The sequence below is a fragment of the Acinetobacter sp. V89_4 genome (assembly GCF_029967875.1).
Taxonomy (GTDB): Bacteria; Pseudomonadota; Gammaproteobacteria; order Pseudomonadales; family Moraxellaceae; genus Acinetobacter; species Acinetobacter oleivorans.
Genome location: NZ_JASCAI010000028.1, coordinates 223,040 through 239,257, shown reverse-complemented (window position 1 = coordinate 239,257; position 16,218 = coordinate 223,040). Strand labels below are relative to the sequence as shown.

General features: G+C 37.9%; 14 protein-coding genes. 2 read left to right on the top strand and 12 right to left on the bottom strand.

Annotated features, from left to right (window positions below):
- Window positions 1-3: 3 nt before the first annotated feature.
- Complete coding sequence (locus tag QLG01_RS12770; protein ID WP_282496592.1) at window positions 4-1,065, bottom strand: sigma-54 dependent transcriptional regulator; 1,062 nt, start codon at window positions 1,063-1,065, stop codon at window positions 4-6.
- A 486-nt stretch (window positions 1,066-1,551) separates the two neighbouring features.
- Here QLG01_RS12770 and QLG01_RS12765 point away from each other — a divergent pair, with 486 nt between their 5' ends.
- Entirely contained in the window at window positions 1,552-2,748 is a 1,197-nt protein-coding gene (locus QLG01_RS12765) for an acyl-CoA dehydrogenase family protein (RefSeq protein WP_282496591.1), read from the top strand.
- Between the two features lie 92 nt (window positions 2,749-2,840).
- Window positions 2,841-3,917, top strand: a complete 1,077-nt coding sequence (locus QLG01_RS12760) for a sigma-54 dependent transcriptional regulator (protein WP_013197717.1) — start codon at window positions 2,841-2,843, stop codon at window positions 3,915-3,917.
- 65 nt (window positions 3,918-3,982) lie between these two features.
- Here QLG01_RS12760 and QLG01_RS12755 read toward each other — a convergent pair whose 3' ends face one another.
- The 11 genes from QLG01_RS12755 to QLG01_RS12705 all read right to left on the bottom strand — a co-directional run bounded on the left by QLG01_RS12755 (window position 3,983) and on the right by QLG01_RS12705 (window position 15,858).
- Window positions 3,983-4,762 (bottom strand): ABC transporter ATP-binding protein, encoded by a 780-nt coding sequence (locus QLG01_RS12755; RefSeq protein WP_282496590.1) that lies wholly within the window; start codon window positions 4,760-4,762, stop codon window positions 3,983-3,985.
- A gap of 17 nt (window positions 4,763-4,779) precedes the next feature.
- The gene (locus QLG01_RS12750; RefSeq protein WP_005305859.1) at window positions 4,780-6,177 is read right to left on the bottom strand and encodes an ABC transporter substrate-binding protein; all 1,398 of its coding nucleotides are present in this window, start codon (window positions 6,175-6,177) and stop codon (window positions 4,780-4,782) included.
- A gap of 43 nt (window positions 6,178-6,220) precedes the next feature.
- Entirely contained in the window at window positions 6,221-7,291 is a 1,071-nt protein-coding gene (locus QLG01_RS12745) for a branched-chain amino acid ABC transporter permease (protein WP_282496589.1), read from the bottom strand.
- A 3-nt stretch (window positions 7,292-7,294) separates the two neighbouring features.
- Complete coding sequence (locus QLG01_RS12740) at window positions 7,295-8,176, bottom strand: branched-chain amino acid ABC transporter permease (RefSeq protein WP_005305864.1); 882 nt, start codon at window positions 8,174-8,176, stop codon at window positions 7,295-7,297.
- A gap of 42 nt (window positions 8,177-8,218) precedes the next feature.
- Window positions 8,219-9,010 (bottom strand): ABC transporter ATP-binding protein, encoded by a 792-nt coding sequence (locus tag QLG01_RS12735; protein WP_282496588.1) that lies wholly within the window; start codon window positions 9,008-9,010, stop codon window positions 8,219-8,221.
- A gap of 12 nt (window positions 9,011-9,022) precedes the next feature.
- A complete protein-coding gene (locus QLG01_RS12730; RefSeq protein ID WP_282496587.1) occupies window positions 9,023-10,180 on the bottom strand; it encodes an AMP-binding protein in 1,158 nt (385 codons plus the stop codon).
- 323 nt (window positions 10,181-10,503) lie between these two features.
- Window positions 10,504-12,093: a rhodanese-like domain-containing protein gene (locus tag QLG01_RS12725; RefSeq protein WP_282496586.1), complete on the bottom strand. Its 1,590-nt coding sequence runs from the start codon at window positions 12,091-12,093 to the stop codon at window positions 10,504-10,506.
- 1 nt (window position 12,094) lies between these two features.
- A complete protein-coding gene (locus tag QLG01_RS12720) occupies window positions 12,095-12,658 on the bottom strand; it encodes a cysteine dioxygenase (protein WP_192835641.1) in 564 nt (187 codons plus the stop codon).
- A 2-nt stretch (window positions 12,659-12,660) separates the two neighbouring features.
- Window positions 12,661-13,653: an ABC transporter substrate-binding protein gene (locus QLG01_RS12715; protein ID WP_282496585.1), complete on the bottom strand. Its 993-nt coding sequence runs from the start codon at window positions 13,651-13,653 to the stop codon at window positions 12,661-12,663.
- A gap of 17 nt (window positions 13,654-13,670) precedes the next feature.
- Window positions 13,671-14,759 (bottom strand): LLM class flavin-dependent oxidoreductase, encoded by a 1,089-nt coding sequence (locus tag QLG01_RS12710; RefSeq protein ID WP_282496584.1) that lies wholly within the window; start codon window positions 14,757-14,759, stop codon window positions 13,671-13,673.
- A 202-nt stretch (window positions 14,760-14,961) separates the two neighbouring features.
- Window positions 14,962-15,858 (bottom strand): LysR family transcriptional regulator, encoded by an 897-nt coding sequence (locus tag QLG01_RS12705; protein WP_151989423.1) that lies wholly within the window; start codon window positions 15,856-15,858, stop codon window positions 14,962-14,964.
- Window positions 15,859-16,218 lie beyond the last annotated feature (360 nt).

The following is a 16,218-nucleotide window of genomic DNA, read 5'->3' as shown; positions in this document are numbered from 1 at the left end:
GATCTATATGCGAATATTTGGAGACAATAAACCATGTTTAATCAATCTTGCACGAATAATATTTCGGCTTATTCCTAGTAATTTTGCAGTATGCAATTGATTATGATGACAATATTCATAGGCAGCTCCTGTAATTTCTGCCTCTAATTGCTCATTTAAATCTTCGATTCCTTGTTCAAACCAACTAAACAGCAATTGTTTTAAAGTTTGATTTGAGTTGCGATAAATCGAAAAATCATATTCCGAAGTGAGTAATTTATGCTTGAAACCGGAAAGTTGGAAATCATAACTTTGAATCACCCCATTTTTACAAATGAGCAATGCATGATGAATTGCATTTTCTAACTCACGAATATTTCCCGGCCAATGATAATCAACGAGCAATTGTTGAGCTTCTTCACTTAACATAGGCGGTTTCTTATTCAGACTCTGCGAATAGTTATAAATAAAGTGCTGTGCTAGAGGCAAAATATCACCAGTTCGTAGTCGAAGCGGTAAAACATGGAGCGATGCAACTTTTAATCGAAAATATAAATCTTCTCTGAAATTACCTGCATATACGGCTTCTTCTAATCGAATATTCGTTGCAGCAATTACTCTGACATCAATTTTTTTGGTCTGTCGAGAACCAACCCGAACCACTTCATTTTCTTGTAAAATTCTTAGCAGCTTCACTTGAATGCTTGGTGATAAATCACCAATTTCATCTAAAAAAATGGTTCCGCCATGCGCTGCTTCAAACCATCCGATCTGATGGCTTATAGCTCCTGTAAAAGCTCCTTTTTCATGACCGAATAACTCTGTTTCAGCCAACGTATCAGATAAAGCACCACAGTTTACAGCAACAAAGGGTTTATTTTTCCGGTTAGATAAAGCATGAATCTTTCGAGCAACCAGTTCTTTGCCTGTTCCTGTTTCACCAACAATTAAAACGGACGCTTCGCTCGGTGCGATTTGTTCAACATAAGACATTAAACACTTTGAATTTTGATCTTCAAATACATATGCACTGGCTTTAACCGTACGTACGAGTTGGCGAGATTCGGGATGTTTAACGATATCCATAATAATCTCCAAAATTTAAAGTGGATGAAATCAATCTGAACGAGTACTTTTTCTTAAATCAGAAAAATAGCTAAACAACGTACCTTAATCTAAGTTTTCTAGATAACTAATACCAATAATATTATGTGCAAATAATATTAAATTTAATTATTTGCTCATTTAGAGTACTCGATGTGAAATAGGCAACATTCCAAAAGCATAGTGTTGTTTATGCAACAGTACATCAACACTTTAAATTTAAAGCCAACCTGCCACATGAGAAAAAAGATACAGTGTGTTGAAATTTAATAAATCTTTTATTGGCATAGTGTTTGCTCGCTGCATGCTATGAGACTTTAGTTTGGTTGATCTCTTGTGATTTATCTAGCTATAACAACTTATAAATCAATTGAAGCACCAGCCAATTATTTATTCGTCCTTCACGCCACATCGTGAAAGTAAGTCTTAAATTATGTCAAAAATAGATAAATAAAGGATAAGGCAAGTATGAACGTTTTTAATCAGAACCACAGTATTCGTAGTCTTTCTGATGTTATTCCTGTTGCACAGTCTCTGGCTCAACAGTTTGCGCAAACTGCTATAGAAAGAGATAAAGTTGGCGGTACTCCTAAACATGAACGTGATTTAATTCGTCAAAGTGGTCTTCTTTCTTTATCCATTCCAGAGCAATTTGGTGGCTTGTCCGGTCAGTGGCAAGACATCTTTAATGTTATCAAAATCTTTGCTCAGGCTGATAGCTCACTCGCCCATGTTTTTGGTTTTCATCATTTGCTTTTAGCAACGGTTCGCTTATTTGGCAATTCACAGCAATGGCAGCGTTGGTACCAACTCACGGCTGAAAAATCGTGGTTTTGGGGAAATGCATTAAACCCACTCGACAAACGTACCGTCGTAAAAAAACAAGATGACTGGTACGAATTTTCTGGAAAAAAAAGTTTTTGCTCGGGTGCGCTTGACTCAGAAATGCTTATTGCATCAGGAGTAGATGAAAAAACTGGAAATCTTTTAATTGCAGCGGTACCAACCTCACGCTCAGGAATTACGTTGTATCATGACTGGGATAATATTGGACAACGTCAAACAGACAGTGGTAGTTCCATTTTCGAACGGGTTCGTGTTGAAATAAAAGATATGTTGCTTGACCCAGGGCCACTAAGTACACCATTTTCAACGTTAAGACCTTTAATTGCACAATTGGTTTTTGTGAATATGTTCTTGGGCGTTTCCGAAGGTGCAATGCTTGAAGCCAAACGTTATACAAAAACTGAATCACGTGCATGGTTTTTATCTGGTGTGGAACATGCAGACCAAGACCCGTATATCTTGCGACACTATGGTGAGTTCTGGTTAGAGCTAGAGGCCTTACGCCTGTTAAACCAAAATGCGATTACCAAACTACAAGAAGCATGGGACATTGCTGAGAACCTGACAGAACAACAACGTGGTGAGGTTGCTATTGCAGTAGCAACAGCAAAAGTAGCAGCAACACGAACAAGTCTAGATATTACCAATCGTATTTTTGAGGTGACTGGAGCCAGAGCAACTCAGGCATCATTACGATTTGACCGATTCTGGCGCAATGTACGAACACAAACCTTACATGACCCAGTGGAATATAAGCTGCAAGATTTAGGAATTTGGGCTCTAAATGATCTTTATCCCAAAGCGTCATTCTATTCATAACAACATCGACAACTGAATACTTAGGAATAACCGATATGCATCGAACTCCCACCGACAGAAACGATTTGATATAAATGAGAGACCTATATTAGATGCGGCATAATATTGTTACCCTACCTGAAATTACCCAGCGCAGTGACTCGCATAAAGCCACGGCACAGGTATTTAACGACCCAGAATCCAAAAAATTGCTTGAATATATCAAGCAGATTGCACCCAGCGAAGCGAGTGTATTAATTCATGGGGAAACAGGTACAGGTAAAGAGCTCATTGCCAGACAAATTCATAATCACAGTAAACGGCGTAATAAACCGTTTATTGCTGTAAACTGTGGGGCTTTTTCTGAGACCCTTGTTGAAAGCGAACTCTTTGGTCATGAAAAAGGTGCCTTTACAGGGGCATTATCGAGCAATGCCGGATGGTTCGAGGCTGCAAACGGTGGGACATTATTACTTGATGAAATTGGGGATTTATCTAAACGGATTCAGGTTAAACTTTTAAGACTATTACAAGAACGTGAAGTAGTCCGTTTGGGCTCTCGTAAAAGTATTCCTGTAAATGTACGAGTACTCGCAGCAACAAATGTAAACTTAGAGCAAGCCATTCTTAGCGATCAGTTTCGAGAAGACTTATATTACCGTCTTAATGTGGTTACCTTAAACATTAAACCTTTACGTGAACGAAAAGGAGATATTTTACCTCTCGCCTATCACTTTATCGATAAATATCATGCTCAACTTGGTTATGACAAAGCCGATTTTTCCAACGCTGCAAAAGAAAAAATCAGCAATTACTGGTGGCCCGGTAATATTCGTGAATTAGAAAACATGATCCATCATGCGCTATTAATTTGCCAAAATGGCATTATTGAAAGTCATGATCTCACATTAATTCAACCACCCACTCAACTGAACCAAAATAAGCTTCAGGAAAAAAAAGCCAGTGAACCCGTCATAAACCCTAAATTAAAAGAAGTTTTTCATCAGCTATTTCAGCAAAATGATGGACAAGTTTACGCACAATTTGAAGAGCAATTATTGCGAATCGCCTATCATTATTGCCATCAAAATCAAGTTAAAACTGCACAAATGCTAGGTTTAAGTCGTAATGTCATTCGTTCTCGACTGATTGATTTAGGTGAGTTGGTTGTAAATAAACGTGGCGAATAAATTATTTTTATCTATCAATATCAAGCCAGTCATCAATCAAATGATTGATGACTGGTTATTAAAAGCTAAGCAATCTCTCCTAAATATGCTTTTTGAATTTGTCCGGTTTCATAAAGAACTTGAGTCTGTCCAGAAACTTTGACCTCTCCACTTTCGATGACATACGCATAATTGGTGTAGCCAAGTGCCAAACGAATATTTTGTTCAGCAACTAAAAAACTCACACCTTGCTCTTCAGAAAGCGACTTAATTAATTCAAAAATTTCATAACTAATCTTAGGAGCTAACCCCATTGAAGGTTCATCTAATAAAACCAACTTTGGCTCTGTCATCAATGCCCGACCAATGGCGAGCATTTGCTGCTCACCACCAGAAAGATAACCAGCCAATGTCTGCTTCTTTTCAGCAAGCCTTGGAAAATATTGATAAACTTTTTCTAATGCAGTTGAAAGTTTGGTACCCGAATGATGCGAAATAAAACCGCCTGTCCTTAAATTTTCATCAACAGTCAAATGTGTAAAACAATGACGTCCTTCAAGGACTTGCACCAAACCTTTTTTGACAATATCACTTGGATTTTTCCCAAGTATGGATTCACCCTGATATTCAATTTTGCCACGGTGAATTTGCCCATTTTCAGCAAAAATCAACTGTGATATTGCTTTCAGAGTTGTACTCTTACCAGCTCCATTGGCACCAAGCAATGCAACAATAGAACCAGAAGGAACAGTTAAACTCACCCGTTTAACTGCCAAAATACTCTGGTCATATACGACTTCAATATCATCGACATTTAACAATGGTTCACTGCTTTCAGGTTTGATACTGTTTAATGATTTAGACATGCGGTCATCTCCTGATCTTATTCTTCAGTTGCGCAATCTCGAATTTTTATGCCTTGCTCTTTGGCATATTTTTCTGAAGATTGTTCAATAATCGGACGTAATAAGCTGCGATCTGCTTGTACCCAATCACTAATTACTTTCCACTCTTTACCGTCCCATTGTTGGAAACGTACCGCACCACCGCCTTCATGATCTTGGCACGATAGTTTTAAAGGCTGTACCAAACCATATGCACCAAGTTCTTTTAGACGTGCTTCAGTTAAATTGATATGTTCAAAGCCCCAACGGACCTCTTCACCAGTAAGCGGACGTTTACCAAATTTATTTTGTGCCACGCGTACTGCTTCTACATTCAAAATACCGTTTACCACACCTAGGTTATAGTAAACCGTACCGAAACGATTTTTATCGGCAAGATCTGACTGGCCTTTATCAACAACAAGTTGTTTAATTTCTTGTAATACAGGGAAATTCGTTCCTGATGGATGAGTCGTAATTGAAATAAACCCATTTGCCGCAGCACCTGCCGGGGCAGCATCTTCTTCTGAGTTTGACCAGATATTCCCAATAATTTTATTGGTTGGGTAACCCACTTTCTGTGCAGTTTTTAATGCAACAGGATTCATCACACCCCAACCACGAAGAATGACCCAATCCGGTTGAATCCGTCTAATATTTAACCATTGAGATTGTTGTTCATTACCAGGGTGTGGTACTTCAATGTTGGTTACTTCAAAGCCATACTTTTTCGATAAAATCTCAATGACTGGAATCGTTTCTTTGCCGTAAGGAGAACCGTGATATAGAACCACGATTTTTTTACCTTTTAGTTTTTCCAAGCCACCGCTTTGCTGACCTAAATAATTAATAATTGCAGATACTTCACTATATGGATTGAGCTGCAATGGAAACACATATGGGAAAACACGGCCATCCGTAGAATCTGTACGCCCATGATTAATAGTAATCAACGGTAATTTATCTTTTGTTGAACGCTCCAAAGTTGCATAAGCGATACCGACAGATAAAGGGTTGGTTGCAGCAGCAGGCGCTCCATTTAAACCATTCTTCAAACGCTCATAGCATTCTACCCCCTTTTCTACTACATACTCGGTTTCACACTCAGACCACACCAGCTTCACGCCATTCACACCGCCTTTGGCATTGACGGCTTTCATGTAGTCAATAAAGCCTCCGAAAAAGCCCGTTCCCCCAGCAGCGTAAGGGCCAACCCGATAACTCTGTAACGGGAAATACTGGGCATTTTTATCCGACAATTGTGTTTGCTGCTCAGTTGCGGCTTGTTGTTTTTGCTCAGGTGGATTTTGTTTGTCTTTTTTCGTGACAAACACAATAGCGACTAAAGCGATGGCAATAACCACCAGCCAAAACCACAAGGATTTAAATAACTTCATAAATTAATCTCTAAATAAACAGACAAAAGTGTTGTTAAAACAATTAGTAACGTAATGGCCATTTTCTTAATCTGTGATACAAATTACGTAGTAAACGGCTTAATCCTTCTGGTTCCTTGATCAAGAAGTAAATGATCAAAGCCCCGAAAATAATTTTTTGTAGATTCTGTAGTAGAGCTTGATCGATAGCCTGTCCAAAAACAGCTTGCCCCAAAACACTCAATAAGATAGGCAACAGCACAATAAATGCGGCGCCCAAAAAGCTGCCAGTTAGGCTGCCTAATCCACCAATAATGATGATGAATAGAATTTGAAATGATCGATTAAGATCTAGCCCATCTGCTTCAATGGTTCCAAGATAAGCAAAAGCCCAAAGTGCCCCCGCAATACCGAGATAAAATGAACTGATCGCAAACGCCAGTAATTTAGTCTGACTCACCGGAATGCCGATGGTGATTGCCGCAGTTTCCATATCTCGTACAGCACGAAAATTACGACCATATTGACTATTGATCAGGTTGCGAGCCAAAACGGTGAGAACCACAACAATACTTAAGGTCAATAAATAGTGCCCGACTGGGCTATTTATTGAATAACCCAATATTTCCATACGAGGAGCAGTAATCACCCCCGACGCATTATTGTTAGTAAACCAGCCATACTGTGTGAATAACCACGGTATGAAAAACTGTGCAGCCAAAGTGGAAACAATTAAATAAAAGCCTTTAATTCGAAGACTTGGCAGACCAACCACCACCCCAGTTAAAGCAGCAATTACACCGCCCAAAAAAATGCTGACCAGTAATGGCAACTGAGGAATTCGTAGCTCTAAGTTATAAGTTGCAAATGCGCCCACTGCCATAAAAGCTGCGGCACCTAATGAAAGTTGTCCGGTATAACCTGTCAGAATATTGAGTCCCAATCCGGCAAGTGCCAAAACTAGAAAAGGGACTAAAATGGCATTAAATAAGTAATCTGGCCCAACAAATGGAACGAAAAGAAAGGCAATCAATAGTACAAAAATAAATAAAATACGATGCTCTTTAAGGCGAAAAATGCGTTTCTCATCTTGATATTGCTGTACGTATTGTCTTGCTTGGCTAAATAAAAACATGGCTTATACCCTCGTCACTTGTTTCTGACCAAACAGACCAGTTGGGTATACCAATAAAAAGAGAATCGCCAGCACATAGGGAAACCAGTTTTCAATTCCGGAGCCAATAATGCCGCCTAAATAAATCTCCGCTAGTTTCTCGGTTGCTCCCACAATCAAGCCCGCTAAAATCGCACCTGCAATCGAAGTAAAACCACCAATAATCAGTACAGGTAATGCCTTTAGTACAACCAATGAAAGCGAGAATTGAACACCTAAACGTGCGCCCCACAACAAACCAGCGACTAATGCAACAAACCCTGCTACTGTCCAAACCAATATCCAGATATGATTTAAACGGATCCCCACAGATTGCGCGGCTAAAGGATCATCAGCAACTGCACGTAGTGAAATACCAAAGCGAGTTTTACTAAATAAAAGAGATAAAATAATGACCAATGTTCCAGCAATACCTGTTGCGAACAGATCAAACTTGCTCAGCATGATGCCAAAGAAATTAATGGGTGAATCAGAAATTCCCAGATCTAATCCATGAACCTGTGTTCCCCATACAGTTTGAGCTAATCCCTCAATGACATAACTCAAACCCAAAGTTGCCATAAACAATGTAATGACAGAGCGATTAATTAAATGTTTTAAAATCAATGCATCGATCAGTAGTACCAGCACAAAAATGACAAATAGTGTGACAATAAAAGCCACCACAAATGGAATGCCACGTTCAGTTAAATTGACAAAAGTTAAGGCTGAAAATAAAACCAAAGAACCTTGTGCAAAATTAAAAACACCCGATGCCCGATAAATCAAAACAAACCCTATGGCAACCAAGGAATACATGACACCTGCCAACGTACCCCCTAGCAAGACTTCTAGAAAAAAAGACATATAAAAAACTAACCTCTTATTTTTTAATTTATTTGTATATGCTCAATGCGCTTCAAGCGCTTGAATCCCTAGATATGCGCTCAACACTTCGGGATGTTCTTGAATTTGTTGTGGCGTGCCTTCTGCAATCTTTTTGCCATAGTCCAGCACCACAATATGGTCGGAAATATCCATCACAACAGCCAAATCATGCTCAATCATGAAAATGGTTATATCCAACTGTTGATTTATCTTTTGAATAAACTTGGCAATATTTCGTTTTTCAGCATGGTTCATTCCAGCCATTGGCTCATCTAAAAGCAGAAACTGAGGTTCAGCTGCCAATGCTCTTGCCAACTCCACACGTTTTTGCAAACCATAAGACAGAGAGCTAACCAATTGGTCTCGGTACTCTTGTAGATTCAACAGTTTTAAAATTTCTTCAGCTTTAAAACGCTGTAAATCATCATTTTTTTGAGTGCTTGGTAAGGACAATAATGCACCTAACAATGAATGACGACTTTTTAATACCCGTCCAGTTAAGACATTGTCCAATACCGACATTTGCTTGAAGAGTGCTAAATTTTGAAAGGTGCGCGCAATTCCTAAATAGGGTGCATGCTTTGCCTTATAATTATGCAAAACCTGACCAGCAAAAATGATCTGACCAGATTGCGGCTGATAAATGCCATTAATAATATTAATTACCGAACTTTTGCCGGCTCCATTGGGACCAATTAAAGAATAAATATCTCCCTCTCTCACCTCTAAGCTAAGCTGCTTGAGCACTTGTGAAGAGCCAAAAGATAAATCAATTGCCTTAAGTTCTAGCAATACCACAGATGATACTGACATATATTCCTCGTCTTAATTTATTGTTGTTATGGGCAAAGAATGAAGCTGCGAATTGTCCAATTGGGTACTTTGCCATTCGGCATATTCTCCCCATTCGTGTAACTTCACACCTAAACTTCGATAAAAATTTTGTGTTGCAAGCGTTACAGGCTGCCCCACTGTTAAAGCCACTTTAAGATGTGAAAAACCCAACTCTTCTAAAATGACTTGCTTAAATAAGGCAAAGCTCAACTTATCAATCAAAGATAATTTTTCTTCATTTTTCTGTTTTTGAAGTGCGTGCTGGTAATGTTTGGCAAGCCATTTATCACTTGGTAAGCGGTTATAAATTAACTGCTCAACACGGGCATAGGTTTCATTGGTCCCTAAAATCAATGTTGGCGAAATAATCTGTCTATCCTGATCGCGAGTATTTAAGGTCTCAGGAATATTTAAGTTAAAACCTGCAAGTAGCCATGACGACCATAGATAACGAATGTGCCCAACACTTGAAAAAGCACGCGTGACAAATGCTTCCTCATGATGATCTAAGTGGTGGTTTTGAACTAAATGTTTGGCCTCTGCAATCAAATCTTGATGAGAATATTGCACTCTCAGTCGTTGATTAGATTTAATTCGTTCAAAGCTAAAAGCAATTTGTGCAGGTTCGAGCTGAGTCTTTTTAAAATCAATACGATATTTCTCGTTGGAATTTTTTAATAACTTATCGACACCTACAACATAGTCATATTCAAATGTACTTAATTTGCTTTGTTCAATATAAAAAATATAAATTGGGTGATAGCGTAATGTCTCAATTGAAACAAGCTGCTCTAGCTCTTCTACGAGAATATAATCTGGCTTTAAAATCGCAAGATGTCGTAAAAAGTCTTCTGTTTTTAATGTATCAACACTTTGGTCAATCAATTGAACTTCGCCACCTAAAGCCTGTATAGCCAGACTAATAGCAACTACATCGATATTCGGAGCACTGACAATAAGAAAAGTTTGCTTGTTTTGAAAACCATACTCATAAAGCGCAGAAGCGTATCTTTCGCTAAGTTCTAGTAAATTTTTCCATGACCACTGCTGCCACAGACCTAGCTTTTTATGTCTTAATGCAATTGCATCCGGACGTGCTGTTGCGTGGTATGCCAACAGTGAAATAAGACTTTGCGAATAATCTGACATTTTTGCAATACCCCCCTCATAACGTCGATTGCTAAACGATGAGATAAAAAAATATTGCTGTTATATTTCAATTTACATGCCAAATATTTTTATAATTATTTTCAATGTCTTACAAAAAGATCTTTCTCTATCTGTGCATAAAAGTGATAGTTTATTGTTGAATAACTGTTTTTCAGGCAACAGTTATTACTTGGTTTCAAAAAACATTTTTAGAGAAATCTCAAGAACAAATTTTGATTAATACTTATGATTTTCATAATAGCTCTTCTTCGTTTTTAAAAGAGCTATTATGGTTTTTATCAATATTTTAGCTAAATATTTAACTAAACCACAAAGAAACCATGTGTCCCATCTGTATTCAATTGGGCAACTAATCCATATTCCCACTCTAAATAGTCTTGCATAGCTTGGATAGAATTATCCGTTCCTTCATAAGGGCGTTTATACCGATCTATACGGGGAGATAAGTACACATGTTTATCAGTTTCCAAAACAAAAGTTTTTGCCCATGCCTGATTACCGCCTTCCAAGACATAAACATTTTCTGAAATTTTGGATTGAAGAGCAGATACTGCATATTGTGCCAACAGACTAGTACCACAAGTGACAACAATTTTATGGTTTGTTGGAATTTTTTTCTCATTAAACAGTCGTTCAATATCTGCTTTTAATACCCATTGAGCAGTAGGAATATGCCCTTTTTGATAGTTTGCACTAGTTGTAAAATCCAGAATAGTGACTTCTTCACCGACATCTAACCATGCTTGCAATTGTTCAGGTGTGATCCGATGTTTTATATGCAATAACGGAACAACTGGTTTCCATCCTCCTTGCTCAGTAAATATTGTCTGAAAATCCGCATCGAGTACGTAGACATCCCAATTCATTTGCGCCAACCAAGAGGCAGTCATATAAGCACGCACGAGTTGATCATCAATGAGTACAATTGTGGCACCGCGTACACTCGCATAATGGTCAGTTTCCTGAACTAGTTGCCCACCACCAATCCAACGGCTATTGGGTAGATGCGCTTGTATATACTCTTCTTCTGACCGTACATCAAAAACATAGGTAGTGCGTTCACTCTGTTGTTGGAATAGTTGTAGTTGTTCCAAACTAATCGTTTTTACACCAGCCTGTTGTGTTAATTGTTTAGCATTCTCTAATACGCCTGATGGATTATTTTTATTAGCAAAATTAGTATATTGTTGCTGTTGTCCTAAAGCTAATTGCTGCTGTGCCAATGTCCAACCAATCGTACCGTTACGTAAAGCATAGACTTCATGTCCAATCTTGGCATTAATCAATGACTGTGTACCAATTAAACTACGTGTACGCCCTGCACAATTCACAATAATTTTAGTATTTTCATCTTTAACAATATTTTTAGCATGGAGTACCAATTCAGCACCAGGTACGCTGATGCCGCCCGGAATACTCATGGTTTGATATTCATCAAAACGACGAGCGTCCAGAATGACAATGTTTTCCTGATCATCAATTAATTTTTTGACTTCTTGAGCTGACAGTGACGGCGTTCCTTTATGATGTTCAACAAATTCACCAAAGGCTTTACTTGCTGAATTGACATCAATAAAAATTTCACCGCCTGCATCTTTCCAGCCTTGTAAACCACCATCCAATAATGAAATCTGCTGATAGCCCAATGCTTGTAACTGTTGATAGGCACGTTCTGCCAAGCCCTCACCATTGTCATAAATAACAATATCTGTAGACAGACGAGGTATTCGATTGAGAATTTCTACTTCAAATTTGGAAAGAGAAATATTGGCAGCAAACAAAGGATGACCTTGAGCATATGGATCTTCTTCACGTACATCAATTAGTGCGATTTCTTGACCAGCCAATAGCTTTTTGCGGATATCTTGATAAGTTTGAATATTGGTTGTCATATTAATGTTCCTGATTTGAATAACCTGAAATAAAACGCTTTGCTGTGCCATCTAAAGCAAAGGTATAGCGTTCTACTTTGCCAATATCTGCACCATAAATGTGGATGCTAATCGAAACCTGATCGGACAGCGCATTACTCACTTGATGCACATCACCCAAAGCTGGAGTAAAAAAATCAATTTCGCCAACTTTTAAATGATCTGGTTCACCTGTGATCTCAAAATGCCCTAATGCATTTCTTTGATAGCGCTGTGAGATTTCTTCACCTTGCAGGACACCAACGACTCCCCAAACTTCATGATTATGGATTGGTGTAGTTTGTCCCTTATCCCATACAAAACTGACAATTGAAAAATGATCTTCCGGATCGCGATATAATAAAAACTGTTGATAGCGTTCAGGGTTCGGTTGCCGATAAGAGCTTGGCAACCAATCATTTAAATGCAGCAATCTACGAAAATCTGGAATAAAAGATTGTATGAGATCAACATCTTCTAATTGCTGTGAAATTCCATATTCAATTCTTTCAATCAACGGCTGGAGTACTTGTTGCAACTGACTCATCTTTATTTTTGCTCCACTTTAAAATCAGTATCAAATGAAGATGTCACATCAAACTTTTTATCAATCAGCTTATATTTGGTATAAAAATCGGCAGTTCCTTGAGAAACTTTGATCACTTCATTATCGATCGGCTCCCACGAGGCATTACGGCGTTTAAAAGCTTTGATTCCCACATCTTCTGGTAGTCCAGTTATTTTGGCATAAGCTTTACCAAACTCATCCCCGTGTTGTCCTGCCCAAGCTTGCGACTCTTTTAAACGGTAGATGAAATCTTGAATTGCCACACGTTTGTTCTGATCTTTTAAAGATTTATCCGTGGCTGCTAAAAAGGTATAACCTGAATACAAACCACGGCCATTAACCACAACCCGAAAATGATCCTTAAGCTCAGCATATGCCGTATATGGATCCCATACCACCCAAGCATCTACTGAACCATTGGCAACAGCTAATTTTCCATCGGCAGGCGGTAAAAATTTAAACGTTACATCTTCAGGCTTCAGACCTTGTTGTTCTAGGGCCTTTAAAGTTAGAAGATGACTAATTGAGCCTTTATTAAATGCTAAACTTTTACCCTTTAAATCTTTGGCAGACTTAATTGGACTATTCTGCGGCACTAAAATAGCAACTGGATATGGATCTGCTTTATACACGGCAATAGCCTTGGCTGTTCCCCCATTAGAATTAGCAAAAATAAACGGTGCATCACCTAAGTAACCAATATCAATCGCATCTACTTTCAATGCTTCTGCAACTGGTGCAGCAGCTGGAAATTCATACCAATTAATTTTATATGAGACATTTTTTAAAGCACCAGATGCTTCAAGCTGTGCACGCATATTGCCTTTTTGATCACCAATATTGAGCACAACCTGCCCCTTATTTGCTTTGACTTCAGATGCCTGAGCATGTTCAGATGAAGCCTCTTTTTTTGTACAACCGACTAAAATTGCTGTTGTAAAAACACCCAATAAAATTTTGCCATAGTGATTCATTATTATTTCCTTTCAGATTAGGCCGAAATCAGCTGTTGCTGTTGATCATATTTTTCTGTTTTTTCACGGATTTGAGGCAATAGCTCTCGACCATAATCAATTGCGTCCTGAACAGGATCAAACCCACGTATCAATACGCTATGAATGCCGAGTTTGTAATATTGCAAAATAGACTCTGCAACTTGTTCTGGGGTTCCCACTAATGCCGTGGAGTTATAACTACCTTGAACTAAAGAAGTAATACCAGTCCATAAATTGGTATCTAAACGTTCGCCTTGACCCGCTGCTGCAAGTAAACGTTGCCCACCCGTACTTTGTGGTTTTTTTCTGGCAGCTTGTAAGCCAAAAGTTTCTAATTGCTTTTTAGATAATTGATAAATTTCTTGCGCTTTTTCCCAAGCTCTGGACTCACTATCAGCAATAATTGGACGAAATGAAATGTTGTAATCAAGTTGGCGCTCATGTTGTGCTGCCAACTGATTTAGTGTTTCAACCTGCTCTTGGGCCCCCGCTAGAGGCTCTCCCCAAAGCGCAAAAATATCAACCTGTTTTGCGGCAACTTGTAAAGCTTCTATGGAAGAACCGCCAAAATAAATTGGTAAGTGTGTTTGGAGTGGTTTAATTTCAGAATAAGCATCTACTACATGGTAATAATCACCTTCATAGCTAAAAGGTTCTTGGCTATACCATGTTTTTTGTACAACTTCGATGAACTCAGCACTACGTGCATAGCGCTCTTGTTTATTTAAAAAATCTCCATCTTTTTTCTGATCAATATCACTCCCGCCAGAAATAACATGTAGTGCTAAACGTCCATCCGTCAGCTGATCCAAGGTTGCCAATTTACGGGCTGCCAATGTTGGAGAAACAAAACCTGGACGATGTGCTAGTAAAAATTTTATTTTAGAAGTATGTGCAGCAGCATAGGCTGTCACTAAAAAACCATCAGCCTGATCGGACCAATAGCCACATAGAATACGGTCAAACCCTGCCTGTTCATGTGCCTGAGCAATTTTGACAATATAATTTTTATCAAAAGTTTTTGTCGCTGGAATAATTTCAGATGCCTCACGGTGCCAGATCATTCCTAAAATTTGAATTGCCATATTTAAATCCGATGTATTTTTTATAACAATACGGCAGGTCTTAATATGTTAAAAACAAATATTAAATATATAATAATATTAAAATATGGAATACTAACAGAATGAGTGAGGCTCAAAACATTGCGGACGTCAACGAAAGCGTTATCTTCAACTAATGCTTTTTATATTGATTATGCTCAATAAAATTTCTTGATATTTTATTTCATCCCCATCCTAGTATGCTCTGTACTTTACGGCTCATCTCCTGGCAAATTGATTGATAGACTTCATTCAAATCGGGTTGAATCATATAAAAAAGTTGCACTGATAAATTGAAGTCAGTAAGTTCGATTGAGGTAAGTTGAGCAGCATAAATACTCTTTTCAAAAACTTCTTTAGGTAATAATCCTACTCCAAGACCTTGAGCCAATAAATTCATCTGCAAATTGGTTCCTGTAACCTCAATTTTTATATTAGGTAACTGATTCAATTTATGGTACTCCGATACAAGATATTGGCGAAAACCGCACCCTTCAGTATTAAGAATCCATCCTAAAGACTGGCAATCGGCAAGATGCTGTACAGACATCTTTTTTAATTTTTTAGAAATAGTCGGCACAATTTGTAACTGACCTAAAATTTCTATGTTTATCTGGTCATTCTGTCCATAAGTTTGGGCTGTTGTTGAAAAAATGCAATCTAGCTTTTTTTCCTTAAATTTATCTAATAAATCGATACCCCAACCTGTGCTAATTTCTAAGTTTAATGTTGGATAACTTTGCTTTAAGTCTTCTAAAATACCTGACAAGATCGTGTCTGATAGACTTGTCGCAATACCAATCCGTAAGTTTTGGGTTGATAATTTATAGCTGTTCACTAATTGCCCTAATGCATCTATTTCAGCAGTAACCTGTGCACACTGCTCAAAAATTTGAAATCCTAGCTGAGTCAATTTTAGAGGGCGTGTATTACGGTCAAAAAGTTGTAATCCCAAATCTGATTCTAGATTTTGGATCCTTCTAGTAATAGCAGGTTGTGAAATACCTAATTGCTGGGCAGCCAGACTGGTAGATTGAACATTGACAAAACAAACAAAAGCTTCAATATCTTCAATTTTCATAATAGCTTAGGACAAGATTTATAAATAAAGGTTATATCCAATTATGATGTTTTTTTATGGAATAACCAGTAGTTTACTATTCATTTTATTTCATATAAGTAATGTTTTTAGCTCAACTTATCTCTGCCTGTACTCATAACTATAATTTTATATTTTTCAAAATCTTATTTTTTATATACTTTTATACTCTAGATAAGTTTTCTAAAAATTAGAAAAAGACAAATATTTCATCTTTTCTGTCCTTATTTATATATAAAAACTACGCTAGATAATTCTCCGCTTAGATGTTATTGAGGATGCTCAGGTAGTAAATCTACCAACCAGACTTTAGTCATCAGTTTATTTTGCGTACAATTGCCT